13 protein-coding genes are annotated in these 14117 nt (G+C 67.0%); 5 read left to right on the top strand and 8 right to left on the bottom strand.

Annotated features, from left to right (window positions below):
* Together nrdF and mgtE are read right to left on the bottom strand one after the other, a co-directional pair.
* Positions 1 to 936: class 1b ribonucleoside-diphosphate reductase subunit beta (nrdF, locus tag ACFV4K_RS17285; protein WP_379275870.1), on the bottom strand; the 936-nt coding region annotated here is incomplete at its 3' end.
* A 244-nt stretch (positions 937 to 1180) separates the two neighbouring features.
* Positions 1181 to 2569, bottom strand: a complete 1389-nt coding sequence (gene mgtE, locus ACFV4K_RS17280; protein ID WP_379275868.1) for a magnesium transporter — start codon at positions 2567 to 2569, stop codon at positions 1181 to 1183.
* A gap of 356 nt (positions 2570 to 2925) precedes the next feature.
* On the opposite strand from mgtE, the gene ACFV4K_RS17275 reads away from it, so the two are divergent.
* The 4 genes from ACFV4K_RS17275 (at position 2926) to ACFV4K_RS17260 (ending at position 6992) form a co-directional block, all read left to right on the top strand.
* Entirely contained in the window at positions 2926 to 3594 is a 669-nt protein-coding gene (locus tag ACFV4K_RS17275; RefSeq protein WP_379275866.1) for a response regulator transcription factor, read from the top strand.
* Complete coding sequence (locus ACFV4K_RS17270; RefSeq protein WP_379275864.1) at positions 3591 to 4895, top strand: sensor histidine kinase; 1305 nt, start codon at positions 3591 to 3593, stop codon at positions 4893 to 4895. Before ACFV4K_RS17275 ends, ACFV4K_RS17270 begins: the two co-directional genes overlap by 4 nt.
* Before the next feature lie 340 nt (positions 4896 to 5235).
* Complete coding sequence (locus ACFV4K_RS17265) at positions 5236 to 6510, top strand: PucR family transcriptional regulator (RefSeq protein ID WP_379275862.1); 1275 nt, start codon at positions 5236 to 5238, stop codon at positions 6508 to 6510.
* A gap of 281 nt (positions 6511 to 6791) precedes the next feature.
* On the top strand, positions 6792 to 6992 hold the full coding sequence (locus tag ACFV4K_RS17260; protein WP_357096321.1) for a hypothetical protein: 201 nt from the start codon (positions 6792 to 6794) through the stop codon (positions 6990 to 6992).
* 34 nt (positions 6993 to 7026) lie between these two features.
* Here the strand turns inward: ACFV4K_RS17260 and ACFV4K_RS17255 are convergent, their stop codons facing one another.
* From ACFV4K_RS17255 to ACFV4K_RS17230, 6 genes are all read right to left on the bottom strand, one after another.
* Positions 7027 to 8037, bottom strand: coding sequence for an alpha/beta hydrolase (locus tag ACFV4K_RS17255; protein ID WP_379275860.1), 1011 nt, complete (start codon positions 8035 to 8037; stop codon positions 7027 to 7029).
* A 382-nt stretch (positions 8038 to 8419) separates the two neighbouring features.
* Positions 8420 to 10501 (bottom strand): class 1b ribonucleoside-diphosphate reductase subunit alpha, encoded by a 2082-nt coding sequence (gene nrdE, locus ACFV4K_RS17250; RefSeq protein ID WP_379275876.1) that lies wholly within the window; start codon positions 10499 to 10501, stop codon positions 8420 to 8422.
* Between the two features lie 59 nt (positions 10502 to 10560).
* Positions 10561 to 11031 carry a class Ib ribonucleoside-diphosphate reductase assembly flavoprotein NrdI gene (nrdI, locus tag ACFV4K_RS17245; RefSeq protein ID WP_357096327.1) on the bottom strand — a complete coding sequence of 157 codons (471 nt, stop codon included), beginning with the start codon at positions 11029 to 11031 and terminating at the stop codon, positions 10561 to 10563.
* 22 nt (positions 11032 to 11053) lie between these two features.
* Positions 11054 to 11293, bottom strand: a complete 240-nt coding sequence (locus tag ACFV4K_RS17240) for a redoxin NrdH (protein ID WP_357096330.1) — start codon at positions 11291 to 11293, stop codon at positions 11054 to 11056.
* Between the two features lie 450 nt (positions 11294 to 11743).
* On the bottom strand, positions 11744 to 12664 hold the full coding sequence (locus ACFV4K_RS17235) for a G1 family glutamic endopeptidase (RefSeq protein ID WP_379275858.1): 921 nt from the start codon (positions 12662 to 12664) through the stop codon (positions 11744 to 11746).
* Between the two features lie 96 nt (positions 12665 to 12760).
* Positions 12761 to 13327: an NAD(P)H-dependent oxidoreductase gene (locus ACFV4K_RS17230; RefSeq protein WP_379275856.1), complete on the bottom strand. Its 567-nt coding sequence runs from the start codon at positions 13325 to 13327 to the stop codon at positions 12761 to 12763.
* A gap of 210 nt (positions 13328 to 13537) precedes the next feature.
* Between ACFV4K_RS17230 and ACFV4K_RS17225 the strand changes: the two genes are divergently transcribed.
* Positions 13538 to 14116 carry a TetR/AcrR family transcriptional regulator gene (locus tag ACFV4K_RS17225; RefSeq protein WP_379275874.1) on the top strand — a complete coding sequence of 193 codons (579 nt, stop codon included), beginning with the start codon at positions 13538 to 13540 and terminating at the stop codon, positions 14114 to 14116.
* Position 14117 lies beyond the last annotated feature (1 nt).

The raw sequence follows: 14117 nt of genomic DNA, 5'->3' as shown, positions 1-14117 counted from the left end.
GTTGACGGCCTTGCCGATGACGTAGCTGGAGCCCGAGCCGGAGAAGAAGTCGTGGTTCTCGTCGGCGTTCGGGGACAGGGCCGAGAGGATGGCGGGGTTGACCTCGCACTCGTCCTTGGGGAACAGGCCCTCGTAGCCGAGGTTCATCAGGGCCTTGTTGGCGTTGTAGCGCAGGAACTTCTTGACGTCCTCGGTCAGGCCGACCTCGTCGTAGAGGTCCTGGGTGTACTCGACCTCGTTCTCGTAGAGCTCGAAGAGCAGCTCGAAGGTGTAGGCCTTGAGCTCCTCGCGCTCGGCCTCGGAGACCAGCTCCAGGCCCTTCTGGTACTTGTAGCCGATGTAGTAGCCGTGCACGGCCTCGTCGCGGATGATCAGGCGGATCATGTCGGCGGTGTTGGTCAGCTTGGCCCGCGAGGACCAGTGCATGGGCAGGTAGAAGCCGGAGTAGAACAGGAAGGACTCCAGCAGGGTGGAGGCCACCTTGCGCTTGAGCGGGTCCTCGCCGTTGTAGTACTCGAGCACGATCTCGGCCTTGCGCTGCAGGTTCCGGTTCTCCTCGGACCAGCGGAAGGCCTCGTCGATCTCACGGGTGGAGCACAGCGTGGAGAAGATCGAGCTGTAGCTCTTGGCGTGCACCGACTCCATGAACGCGATGTTGGTGAGCACCGCCTCCTCGTGCGGGGTGATCGCGTCGGGGATGAGGCTGACCGCGCCGACCGTGCCCTGGATGGTGTCGAGCAGGGTCAGACCTGTGAACACCCGCATGGTGAGTTGCTTCTCATTGGCGGTCAGCGTGTTCCACGACGGGATGTCGTTGGACACCGGGACCTTTTCCGGCAACCAGAAGTTGCCGGTGAGTCGATCCCAGACCTCCGAGTCCTTCTCGTCCTGCACGCGGTTCCAGTTGATCGCACTAACTCGATCGATGAGCTTCACGCCCCGCTCACACACCCTTCTCAGCTTCCGGACCCTGCGAATTCCCTTGCCATGAACACTACTACTGGTAGGTGACATCCCCGCGCAGCACAATAGGTTGTGTCTTCACGTGTCTATCGCGTTGTCCTGCGAGAATCCGAAACGGAGATGGGCAAGCACGTCACCAACGGCAGAAAATTACAGCGGTGCAATCCGTCACAGCGCACCGGGGTAGACCCTCGCGGACCCACCCCGGGTTAGCCGATCAGATGCCGAGTACCACCTTCGCGGTGGTGAAGTAGATGACCAGACCGGTGGCGTCGACCAGCGTGGTCACCATGGGCGCGGAGATGACGGCCGGGTCGATGCGCAGTTTCTTGGCCAGCAGCGGCATGGTGCCGCCGATGGTCGCCGCCCATCCGCAGATGATCACCAGCGCGATGCCGACCACCACCGCGATCTTCAGCCCCACGAACAGCGTGCCGATCACCATGCCGATGGCGGCCAGCATGCAGCCCAGCAGCAGCCCGACCCGGCATTCGCGCCAGATCACCGCGAGCAGGTCCGAGACCCGCACCTCGCCGACCGCGAGCGCGCGCACGCAGGTGGTGGCGGCCTGCGCGCCCGCGTTGCCGCCGGAGCCGATGAGCAGGGGGATGAACAGCGCCAGGTGCGCGGCCTGTTCGAGGGTGGGCTCGAAGAAGTTGGTGACGGTGACCGTAAGGGTCGCCGCGACCAGCAGCAGCATCAGCCACAGCGCCCGGTAGCGGGCCAGCTGGAACACGCCCGCGGCCATGTAGTGGCCCGACCACGGGGAGGTGCCGGCCTGCCGCGCCATGTCCTCGGAGTCGGCGGCCTCGATGACCTCGACGGCGTCGTCGATGGTGAGCAGCCCGACCAGTCGGTCCTCGCTGTCGACCACCGGCAGGTTGATCAGGTTGGCGCCCTGCATGAGCCGGGCCGCCTTCTCCGCGGAACCGGTGGCGCGCGCCGAGACCGGTTCGGACGCAATGAGTTCGGCGATCATGGTGTCGGGCGAGCCGAGCACCAGGTCGCGCAGTTCGACCACGCCGATCAGCCGGCGGCCCGAATCCACCACGGGCAGTGTGTACACCGTCTCGGCGGTCGCCCCCTTGGCGCGCACCATGTGCAGCGCCTCGCCGACGGGCAGATTCCGCGGCAGCGCAACGACTTCCGGGGTCATGTAGAACCCGACGGAGCCCTCCGGGTAGCCGAGCAACCCGGCGGTCATGCGCCGTTCGTGCGGGCTGAGCCCGGCCAGCACCCGCTTGGCCACCTTGGCGGGAACCTCGCGCAGCATGCGGGCGCGGTCGTCGGGATCCATGCCCTCGACCAGGTCGCGGAAGCTCTGATCGCGCAGTCCGGCCAGGATCTGCTGCTGATCCACCGGTTCGAGCTCCTCGAACACGGCCAGCGCGCGGTCCTTGTCGAGCAGCCGGAAGGACATGACCGCGGTGACGGCGTCCATGCGGGCCAGCTCGTCCGCGATGACGTGCGGCGGATGGTTGTCGAGCCATTCCACGGCGGGCGTCAGGTGGTGGCAGTCGACGATGTCGCGCAGCGAATCCCGTTCGGGGACAGGGATGTCGGTGGCGACCGTGGGAACGGCAGGGGGCAGTTCGGTCTGCGTCATGGCGAAACCTCGGCCGGGTGGCGGTTGAGGGTGGTCGGGGGTACCGGATCACACCGCGGGCACCGCACCCACCCCGTCGCCAGAAAGCTGTTCTATCGACGGAATCCGAGAGCGATGCCACGCGGCCTTCGACTGGGAGGTTCACCGCGCACGGACCTCACCCCCTTCTCGAACGCCGACACAGACAGAAACAACCATGTACAGGATACAGAGGCTTGCCTAACGCGGCTCGCCATGTCCGGTTTCTCCGCTCCGGACCCGCGGACCGACGCCGGATTGTTTTTCGATCATTTTTCGACAATCCGATCGTTCGGGCCATTGGGGCGGGGGTCCGGAATGCCCTAATCTCTGCCCCTGTGCGAGTTTTGGTGCTGGAGGACGATCATCAGCTGTGTCGTGAGTTGACCGATGGGTTGCGTACCGCCGGGTTCGCGGTGGACCTCGCGCAGAGCCTCGCCGACGCGGACTTCAAGATCGCCGTCAATCGCTACGACTGCCTGGTGGTGGACCGCGGCCTGCCCGACGGCGACGGTCTGGACCTGGTCGCGGGGGCACGCACCGCCGGGCACACGGTGCCCGCGCTCATGCTCACCGGCCGCGACGGCCTCGACGACCGGCTGGCCGGATTCGAGCACGGAGCCGACGACTACCTGACCAAGCCGTTCGCGCTGCCGGAACTGGTGATGCGGGTACGAGCGCTGTGCCGCCGCCGCGACCAGCCCACCGCCGCGCGAATCACGGTGGCGGACATCGACATCGACATCATGCGCCGCCGGGTGACCCGCGGCGGCGTCCTGCTGATGCTCAGCCCGAAGGAGTTCGCGGTCCTCGAGCTCATGGCGACCCGCCGCGGCAGCGTGGTGACCCGCACCGACCTCATCGAATGCTGCTGGGACGAGATGGCCGAGCCCGCCTCCAACGTGGTGGACGCGGTGGTCGCCAAGTTGCGCCGCAAACTCGGGGAGCCGAGCGTGATCGAGACCGTGCGCGGCACCGGCTTCCTGATCGCCGGTGGAGCGGCGTGAGCGCACACCGCTCCCCGGCCGTGGCCCGGCTCCAGCGCGCCCGGTGGTTCATGACCGCCTTGGCCGCGGTGATCACCGCGGCGGCGGTCCTGATCTTCGGCTTCCTGGCCGCCACGATCGACGCGCACGCGCGCGAGACCCGCGCCGATGATCAGGTCGAGCGGGTGGCGGGCGGGCTGGCGCGCGCCATCCAGCAGGACGACAAGTCGGCCCTGGACCTGTCGACGGTCATGGACGACGAACTGGCCACGGGATCCACCGCGGTCGCCGTGCTGATGCGCACACCGGGTGAGCCGTGGAAGCAGGCGCACACCTACCAACGCTCACTGCTGCCCGACGACTCCGAGATCGCCACGCTCGCAACGCAGGTCGAGGATCACTCCGAGACCGTCATCTATGCCGGAAAACGGTTCACCGCCACTGATATCACCGGCCGCACCGTGACCCTGGCGGGCAGTCCGGTGTTCTGGGACGGCTGGGACGCCACCGTCGTCATCCTGGCCGGGGCCGAGACCATGGCCGATGCCGGGAAACATCGAACCCTGGTATGGGAGTTGGCGATCAGCGGCACCCTGCTGGTATTGCTGTCCGCCGCCGTCACGTATCTGCTGGCGGGTCGCAGCCAGGCTCAGGCGCTGCGCCTGCTGGGCGAGCACGAGCAGTTCCTCAGCGATGCCGCGCACGAATTGCGTACGCCGCTCACCACATTGAAGCTGCTCACCGGGTCACGGCCGGCGCCCGAGGAGGTGCCGCAGACCCTCGCCGAGGCGCAGCGGTTGGCGGACCGGATGGCGCGGCTGGTGACCGGGCTGCTGGCCCGCGCACGCATGCAGGCGGGCATCGCCGAACCCGAGCGCACGCTGCTGCGGCTGGATCAGCTGGCCGAGATGGTGGCCGAGGAGGCCGGCGACGAGCGCATCACGGTGACCGCGCATCCGACCGTGGTGCTGGGTGATCCGCAGCTGCTGAGCCTGGCCATCCGGAACATGCTGGAGAACGGGCTCACGCACGGCGCGGTGAACCGGTCCGCGCCGGTCGAGGTGCACGTGGCCGAGGGACGGGTCAGCGTGCGCGATCACGGTCCCGGTGTCGATCCGGTCATGTCGGCCAGTCCCTTCGATCGCGGCGCGGCCGGGCGCACCGGTCGCAATGGCATCGGGCTGGCGCTGGTGGCATGGGTGGCGCAGACGCACGGCGGCAACGCCTCCATCGAGCCCGCGGCCGGCGGCGGGGCGATCGCGACGCTGTGGCTGCCGCCGGCCGACATCACCGTGGGCGGTCCGGTCGGCGCGCACCACTAGGCGAGCGGCCCGCGCGCGGACCGAGCCGGGGCATGGCGGGTGGGTGGCCGGTGTCCAGGCGGGCAGACAGGAATGTCACGGCCGGAACCGGATTCGGCACAGCGCCGCGGTGTCACTCTCGAGCCGCCGCGTTCCCGCTCCGACCACGGTGAAGCTTCCCCTCGGCAGCGCCGGGCCGTCATGCGGAATCCGCCTGGCACATGTGAGAAGTCACAGCGCCGCCCGGCGCGCATTACTGTGCATCACAGGGAGGGATCGATCCGGCCGTTCGGACATACGGCCTGCGTTAGCGTTTCAGGTCCCGCACGGGGCGCAACCCGGGGGTGGAAGGGAGTCACGGATGGCCGTGGGAATTCCGGCCCGGACCGGACTCACCGTGTCGGGCACGCCGATCTCGTCGCCGCTCAAGGATGTTCGCGGCGTGGCCCAGCACATGGTGGGGCACTTCGTGGAGACGGTCGCGCCGTGCGGCACTCTGCCCGGCGACGCCATTCACGGCGACGTCACCGTCATCACCCGCACCTGCCTGGAGCTGGCGGTCGGCATGCTCGACGGGCGCGACATCCCGGAGAAGACCAAGCGCCTCGAGGAGGCGGCCGCGCAGTGGGCGCGCGAGGGCATCCCGATCGACACCATCCACCACGCCATCCACGAGGGCTTCAAGATCGGCTCGGAGCTGGTGATGGCCAGCGCCCTGTCCCGGCACGTGCGCCGCGAGGACGAGGACGGCGAGGTCACCCTGGTCATCGCGGCCGCCGACATGGACAACATCGTCGGCGGGGCGAAGCTGGTGGTGGAACTACTCGACCGGATGACCTCCGCCGTGGCCATGGCCTACGTGCGCGAACTGCGCTCGGTGGTGAGCGAACACCACACCGCCGTGCACACCCTCACCTCCGCGCTACTGGGCGGGCACAGCACCTCCACCATGGCGCGCGAGTGCGGCATCGAGATCGCCGAGACGTATCACGTACTGGCGCTGGCCATTCCGGAACATCCGGAGGAGGACTCCCCCACCGTGGACGGCGCGGTGGTGGCGCGCCGCAAACTGCGGCGGGTGCAGGCCGAACTGGCCACCCGCTACACCGACAAGGTGCTGTCGCTGCTCAGCGTGGACGGCGGCACCCTGCTGGTGCCGGCCACCGCGGTCGCCGACGATCGACTCGACGAGTTGGTCGAGCAGCTGTCGCGGGCCGCGCGGGTGCCGATCACCGCGACGCTGGTTCCGGCCACGCCGCAACAGATTCCGGACGCCGCCGACCAGGCCCACGAACTCCTCGACATCGTGCACCGGCTGCGCCTGGTGCGCGGCCTGTTCCGCTTCGACGAGCTGGCCCTGGAGTATCAGCTCACCCGGCCCGGTCCCGGCCGCGACCACCTCGGGTCGCTGCTGGATCCCCTGGACGCGCACACCGAACTGCTCGAGACGCTGCAATCCCACATCAGCAACAACCTGAACCGGCAGCGCACCGCCCGCATGCTGCACGTGCACACCAATACCGTGGACTACCGGCTGAAACGGATCGGACAGCTGACCGGATTCGATCCGACCCAGCCGTCCGGTCTGTGGTATCTGCGTTCGGCGCTGGTGGCGCGCACCTATCAGGCGGGCTGACGCTCAGCAGTTGGTCGGCGCGGGCTCGTCGCCCAGGCGCCTTCCGAATAGTCACAATCGGGCTGGGTCCGGTTTGTGAACGCGTGACGAGGTTTTGAGCCGAGAATGTTTCTGTTCCACTGTGTAACAACAACTCCCGCACACGGCTTGTGACATGTCCAAGGGGAAACCGGAACACGTTCCCGCGCACGGCAATCCGATTACGTTCGGTACCAGAGACACGCGAGCCGACGAAGGCGTCGGCTCGCGTGTCTCCCCGCACGATCTCAAGGAGCAGCACTATGGACGCGCTCACCCACCGGGTCACCGTCTACCTCGGCGGACCCGCCGACGGGGCCGAACTCACCATGGAATACGCGGCCACCTGGCAGGAGGCCTCGGACTTCACCGTGGCCGCCGTCCACGTCGGCCTGGCCGTGACCGTGGACAGCCGGATCCGGCCCGGACTGCGGCGACTACCCCGATACGGGTTCCGGCACTGAGATACCGTGCGGCCCAGGCGCCCGGGTGGTCCCGCTACCGCCCGGACGCCGGCGCGAAGGCCGCCGCCAGGGCGTCCCAGGCCGGGCCCAACTGGGCCGAGAAATCCTCCCAGGCGTGAATGCCGGTCGGCTCGTAGTGCACGGTGGCGGGAATCCCCAAGTCGCTCAACCGTTTCGAGAAATGCTCGGTGCACACCCGGGCCCCGGCCTCGAGCACCACGCCGCCGGCGGCACTGCCGAGCGCGGCCAGCCGATCCGGCGACTTCAGCACTTCGTTCAGATCCGGCGCACCGGGCAGACCGGAAGCCGCCGACAGATAGATCACCGTGCCGCGCAAGGCTTCCGCCCCCACCGTGCTGTCGTGGGTCAGCCAATCGAAGGTGCCCGGCAGGCCCCACAGATTCAGGATATTGCCGCCGCGTGAGGCGACCGTGGCCGCGGTGACCGCGCTGCCCGGCCCGTCGACGGTGGAGTAGCAGCCGCTCAATCCCGCCACGGCCTTGAAGAACCCGGGATGCCGGTGCGCGAGCATCATCGCGCCCTGCGCGCCCATGGACACCCCCGCGATGGCGCGACGGCCGTCCGAGCGCAGATACGGTTCGATGACGCCGGGCAGCTCGGCGGTCAGGAAGGTCTCCCAGCGATTCCAGCCGAGCGCGGCGTCGGGATGCTGCCAGTCGGTGTACATGCTGCCGGTCGCACCGGCGGGGAAGACCACATCGACCGGTTTGTCGGCGAAGAAGTCCGCGGCATGCCCCTTGGTCAGCCAGTCGGACACGCCCTCGGCATCGACGCCGTCGAGCAGATACAGCGTGGGCCGGGGCCCGGCCCCGGCACCGTGCAGCACATCGAGGGCGACGGTGCGGCCCATGGCGGCCGAGGCCACCTCGACGCGCTCCCAGCGCGGCCCCACCTGCTCCACCCGCGTCACCGCGGCCCGCGCGGCGATCCGCCCGGGCGGGCCCGCCTGGGCACTCACCCCGAACGACGAGCTCGCGATCACCGCCAGCGCCAGCGCGACCCCGGCGGCGGCCCGCCGCCTCACGACTCCGCCCCGGATCGGGGTCTTCGAATCAGGCAGTGCGACAAGCCAACTCCTCATGCGGTGCGCGGGATCTCGGTTACGTCCGAAGAACCCACCGGGCGGGTGCGAGGTTGATTCACCCGATGGGTCTCCGTTTCGATCGACTCACCTCCAAAACGCTTGTACAGATGCGTTTCCCGATTCCGGCATCACCCGCGCAATTCGATGGAAACCGATGCCCGAACCATGGCGAGCCTAACCAGGCGTCGACCTCGGCCGACAGTGTGAAAGACACCTTCTGGAGAGTTCACAATCGGGCCCGACGCAAACGTGGGATCGGCCACAGCAACGACAAAGGGCGCTCCCGGCGGGAAGCCGGAAACGCCCTTCTCGGATGCGTACGTCAGAGCATGCAGCTCACGCAACCCTCGACCTCGGTGCCCTCGAGCGCCATCTGCCGGATGCGGATGTAGTACAGCGTCTTGATGCCCTTGCGCCAGGCGTAGATCTGAGCCTTGTTGACGTCGCGGGTGGTGGCGCTGTCCTTGAAGAACAGCGTCAGCGACAGGCCCTGGTCGACGTGCTGCGTGGCCGCGGCGTAGGTGTCGACGATCTTCTCGTAGCCGATGTCGTAGGCGTCCTCGAAGTACTCGAGGTTGTCATTGGTCAGGTAGGGGGCCGGGTAGTAGACGCGGCCGATCTTGCCTTCCTTGCGGATCTCGATCTTCGACGCCACCGGGTGGATGGAGCTGGTGGAGTGGTTGATGTAGGAGATCGACCCGGTCGGCGGGACGGCCTGCAGGTTCTGGTTGTAGATGCCGTGCTGCATGACCGAGGCCTTGAGCTCGCGCCAGTCGTCCTGGGTGGGGATGTGGACCTCGGCGTCGGCGAAGATCTGGCGGACCCGCTCGGTGGCCGGCTCCCACGCCTGCTCGGTGTACTTGTCGAAGAACTCGCCCGAGGCGTACTTCGACTCGGGGAAGCCGCCGAAGTACGAACCCCGCTCCTGCGCGATCAGATTCGACGCCCGGATGGCGTGGAAGGCGATCGTGTAGAAGTAGATGTTGGTGAAGTCCACACCCTCTTCGGAGCCGTAGTGGACCCGCTCACGCGCCAGGTAGCCGTGCAGGTTCATCTGGCCCAGGCCGATGGCGTGGGACTCGTTGTTACCCTGCTCGATCGAGGGCACCGAGTAGATGTGGGTCTGATCCGACACCGCGGTGAGCGCGCGGATCGCGGTTTCGACCGACTTCGCCAGATCCGGCGAATCCATGGTCTTCGCGATGTTCAGCGAGCCCAGGTTGCACGAGATGTCCTTGCCCACCTTGGAGTAGGACAGGTCGTCGTTGAACTCCGACGGGGTGGAGACCTGCAGGATCTCCGAGCACAGGTTGGAGTGGGTGATCTTGCCCGCGATCGGGTTGGCCCGGTTCACGGTGTCCTCGTACATGATGTACGGGTAGCCCGACTCGAACTGCAGCTCGGCGATGGTCTGGAAGAACTCGCGAGCCTTGATCTTGGACTTGCGGATCCGCTTGTCGTCGACCATCTCGTAGTACTTCTCGGTGACATTGATGTCGGCGAACGGCACGCCGTAGATGCGCTCCACGTCGTACGGCGAGAACAGGTACATGTCCTCGTTCTTCTTCGCCAGCTCGAAGGTGATGTCCGGGATCACCACGCCCAGCGAGAGCGTCTTGATGCGGATCTTCTCGTCCGCGTTCTCGCGCTTGGTGTCGAGGAAGCGGTAGATGTCGGGGTGGTGCGCCTGCAGGTACACCGCGCCCGCGCCCTGCCGCGCGCCGAGCTGGTTGGCGTAGGAGAAGGAGTCCTCCAGCAGCTTCATGATCGGGATGACACCCGAGGACTGGTTCTCGATCTTCTTGATCGGCGCGCCGGTCTCACGAATATTGCTGAGCAGCAACGCCACACCGCCGCCGCGCTTGGACAGCTGCAGGGCGGAGTTGATGGAGCGCCCGATGGACTCCATGTTGTCCTCGATGCGCAGCAGGAAGCAGGACACCGGCTCGCCGCGCTGCTTCTTGCCCGAGTTGAGGAAGGTCGGGGTGGCCGGCTGGAAGCGGCCGTCCATGATCTCCTCGACCAGCTCGCTCGCCAGGGTCTCGTCACCGGCGGCCAGGGTCAGGGCGACCATGCACACGCGGTCCTCGAAACGCTCCAGGTAGCGCTTGCCGTCGAAGGTCTTCAGCGTGTACGAGGTGTAGTACTTGAACGCGCCCAGGAAGGTCGGGAACCGGAACTTCTTGGCGTAGGCCTGCTGGAACAGGCTCTTGATGAAGGCGCGCGAGTACTGGTCGAGCACCTCGGTCTCGTAGTAGTTCTCCTTGACGAGGTAGTCGAGCTTCTCGTCGAGGTTGTGGAAGAACACCGTGTTCTGGTTGACGTGCTGCAGGAAGTACTGGTGCGCGGCTTCCCGGTCCTTGTCGAACTGGATCTCGCCGTTGGGTCCGTACAGGTTGAGCATGGCGTTGAGGGCGTGGTAGTCCAGTCCCTCGGTCGCGGAGTCGCCGCTGACGGGGCGCTCTACGCGGGCAGTCTTTCCGACCGGTGCGGTTGTCGTTGCCAAAAGATTCCCAATCCCTCGCGGACGCGCTCGACGTCCTCAGCAGTTCCCATGAGTTCGAAGCGATACAGGTACGGAACCCCTGCCTTACGTGAGATCACTTCTCCCGCATAGCAGTACGTATCGCCGAAGTTGGTGTTGCCGCTCGCGATCACGCCGCGCAGCAGGGCGCGATTGTGTGGATCGTTGAGGAACTTGGCCACCTGGCGGGGCACGAATTCCTTGTCGGATCGCTGCCCACCCAAAACGTGCCGACCTCCCCCATAGGTGGGGACGATCAGCACGAAAGGTCGGTCGACGCGAAGCGAGTCGGCGGTGTGAAGCGGAATGCGGACGGCGGGCAGGCCCAGCCGTTCGACGAAGCGGTGAGTGTTCTCCGAAGCGCTCGAGAAGTAGACGAGATTCGGTGTCTCACTCGACATATCGGTCATCTCCTGACCGTTGACGGAAGCGTCAGGCGACGGCGACGACGTCGGCCAGCGCCTTGATGCGGTCCGGACGGAAGCCGGACCAGTGGTCATCCCCGGCGACCACGACGGGGGCCTGCAGGTAACCCAGGGCCATCACGTAATCGCGCGCCTCCGGGCTCTCGGAGATGTCGACGACGCTGTAGTCGACACCAGCCTTGTCGAGGGCGCGATAGGTCGCGTTGCACTGGACACAAGCGGGCTTGGTGTAAACGGTGATGGTCATAGGTATCCCCTTCTCCTCAGCCTTGATCTGTCTGCAGTGCACACCTGAAACAAGATCCACGTAGTAAATGCGCAAACCCCTGGAAGCGGAGCCGAAGCTCCTGGTCACCGGCCCGTGATCGAGGTCTCGTCCTTGTGGCCTTCCAGCTCCCAAGACACTACACCTAGTGGCCGACAAACTCATACAACACGACATGTTGCGACTCACAAAGGTGAAATTCCGGGCGGGTAAGTACCTGGACAGCCGATTCGCAACTCGACACGACTGAGTCACACATCACAATTTCGGCATTCAGTTCATTTCCAGCAAACACACCATCACCGCTGATCAACACCCATCTCACGAGTCACAGGAGACTCGAGCGACCACCCGGTTCGCATTTCTTCCGAGTCGAGCGACCGATTCCGGATCGCCCGCTCGCCCCGGCGTGTCGCGGCATCGCCCCCGGTCCTAGCGGATGGTGAACGACGCGCCCTCGATCGGACCGGGCGCCAGCAACCGATTGGTGGCCGGGATGCCGTAGGTCTCCGCGGCGTAATCGGACAACGGGCGCCCGTCGATGGTGACCTCGGTGAAAGTGATCGGCGCGAACCCGGGCAGCGCGGCGTCGAGGTGACCCTCCACCACGATCTCGGCGGTGCGGGCCGGGACGGCCGAGGGCGCGACCGTGGTGCGGGCCCAGCGCGCGGTGCGGTTCTCCAGCGTCATCACATAGCGGCCGCCGTCCCAGCTGACCGTGGAATGCATGGTGTCGCCGGGATTGATCGTCACGTCGTCGTAGGTCACCGGCGCGTCCGGATACCTCTCCCACCACCCGTCGACCTGTTTCTCCGGGCGGCAGAATCCGCCGAAGACGCCCAGCGAGCAGAGCCCGTCCGCGGCCGCGCCCAGGGCGTTGGAGACCTTGCCCCCGGCGTTCATCACCGTCCCCGCCAGATGCGGATCGACGTAGGCCAGGCCCGCGGCGACCGATTCGACCTGCAGCCCGGGCAGCGCCGCGTACACGGCGGCGTCACTGGCACACAAGGATTCGACGCCCGTCTGCATGAGCGGCAGCGCGACCTGGCCGTCCAGGCCGGTGGCGCCATTGAGCCCCACCCACGGCACGATGCGCTGCAGGACGCCGGGATTGCGGCATTCGATCTCGGGCTGCACCCAGGTGGCGCTGATCTCCCGGAAATCGCCCTTCACCACGTACCCGGCCCAGTTGCCGAGGAAGAGGCGGACATTCGAGAGATCGGAGACATCCGAGGTGTACGACTCGGCCGTCGCGTCGGCCGCATTGCCCACCGCCATCGAGGCGGCGGACGCGGCCAGGGTGACCGCCATGAAACAACGGCCCCACACAGAGTTGCCCGTTGATAACTTCATGGACAGACGGTAGCCCGAAATGTCCGAGAAAAGCGGCAGGCCACGACTCGAAAGCCGTGGCCTTGCGCGGAATTCAGCGAGTGATCGCGAGGGGTGTCAGGCGTTTGCTCGAGCCTTGACATCTTCCGCCAGCAAACGCACGGTGGCGGCCAGCTGGGTGAGCGCCTCGGCATCGTCGGCCGGGTGGGTCTCGACGAAGCGCGAACCGATGGTGCCGAAGTTCAGCGACGCCTCCTTCACGACCTCCGCGCCCGCGACGCCCAGCGACTTCACCGCGTCGTCGTGCGACCACTTGGCGGCGTTCGCGCTGATCGAGGCGGAGACCACGGCGACCGGACGGCTCTCGAGCGCACCCGCGCCGTAGGGCCGCGACGCCCAGTCGATGGCGTTCTTCAGCACGGCCGGCAGGGTGCCGTTGTATTCGGGGGTGACCAGCAGCAGCGCGTCCGAGGCGCCGACGGCGTCACGCAGCGCCTGCGCGGCGGCCGGGACCCCGCCCTCGACGTCGAGGTCCTCGTTGTAGAAAGGAATGTCGCCGAGGCCTTCGTAGATGGCGATCTCGACGCCCTCGGGAGCGGTCTGCACGGCGGCCTCGGCCAGACGGCGGTTGATCGACGCGGCACGAAGGCTTCCAACCAGGACGAGCATGCGGGTCTGCGACATGATGATCACTCCAAGGGTTACTGATGCAGCGGTGGATCTTTCGATAGACTGTAACCGGACCCCAGTCCGCTTACATTCCCGGGTAGGAGCAGACAGCCTGTGACACGCGACACATCACCGGATGACGTCGTTCCGGCACTGCCGAACATCGCCCTCCCGATCGAACCCGTCGGCACCCAGCAGCCCCCGCCGCATTCGGTCCCCCTTCTCATGCCCGGCAGCAGCCACGAACGCAGCGACGCCGCCCGCAACCGGCAACTGCTGCTCGACGCCGCCGAGACGCTGGTGCGCGAACAGGGCGCGGACGCGGTCACCATGGACGCGGTCGCCAAACTGGCCGGCGTCGGCAAGGGCACCGTGTTCCGGCGTTTCGGCAATCGGGCCGGGCTGATGCTGGCCCTGCTCGACCAGTCCGATCAGAAACTGCAGTGGGCCTACATGTTCGGGCCGCCGCCGCTGGGACCGGGCGCGCCCGCCGTCGAACGGCTCATCGCCTACGGGCGCGCCCGGCTGGCCACCGTCGAGGTGGAGGGCGATGTGCGCAAGAACGCCGCCATCGGCGGGCAGTACGCCGGACCGCCCTACAACATCGCGAAAACCCATGTCTCCCTGCTGCTCCGGGAGGCCGGGGCGGCCGGAAACATCGGACTCACCGCCGACACGCTGCTGGCCAGTCTGGACGCGGGGCTGGTGCTGCACCAGATCCGGCAGCTGCGCTACACACCCGACCAGGTGGGCGACCACTGGGAGACCCTGGTCCGGCAGGTGACCGCGCCCGCCGACCGATAGC

It is taken from the genome of Nocardia sp. NPDC059764, from assembly GCF_042732555.1.
Lineage (GTDB): Bacteria > Actinomycetota > Actinomycetes > Mycobacteriales > Mycobacteriaceae > Nocardia.
This window is presented reverse-complemented; position numbering and strand designations above follow the sequence as displayed.

Excerpts from the sequence above, each read along its gene's own strand:
- ACFV4K_RS17230 (WP_379275856.1), bottom strand. The coding sequence starts at position 13,327 with ATGTCGCAGACCCGCATGCTCGTCCTGGTTGGAAGCCTTCGTGCCGCG.
- ACFV4K_RS17225 (WP_379275874.1), top strand. The coding sequence starts at position 13,538 with ATGCCCGGCAGCAGCCACGAACGCAGCGACGCCGCCCGCAACCGGCAA.
- ACFV4K_RS17260 (WP_357096321.1), top strand. The coding sequence starts at position 6,792 with ATGGACGCGCTCACCCACCGGGTCACCGTCTACCTCGGCGGACCCGCC.
- nrdE (WP_379275876.1), bottom strand. The coding sequence starts at position 10,501 with ATGCTCAACCTGTACGGACCCAACGGCGAGATCCAGTTCGACAAGGAC.
- ACFV4K_RS17240 (WP_357096330.1), bottom strand. The coding sequence starts at position 11,293 with ATGACCATCACCGTTTACACCAAGCCCGCTTGTGTCCAGTGCAACGCG.
- ACFV4K_RS17235 (WP_379275858.1), bottom strand. The coding sequence starts at position 12,664 with ATGAAGTTATCAACGGGCAACTCTGTGTGGGGCCGTTGTTTCATGGCG.
- nrdI (WP_357096327.1), bottom strand. The coding sequence starts at position 11,031 with ATGACCGATATGTCGAGTGAGACACCGAATCTCGTCTACTTCTCGAGC.
- mgtE (WP_379275868.1), bottom strand. The coding sequence starts at position 2,569 with ATGACGCAGACCGAACTGCCCCCTGCCGTTCCCACGGTCGCCACCGAC.
- ACFV4K_RS17265 (WP_379275862.1), top strand. The coding sequence starts at position 5,236 with ATGGCCGTGGGAATTCCGGCCCGGACCGGACTCACCGTGTCGGGCACG.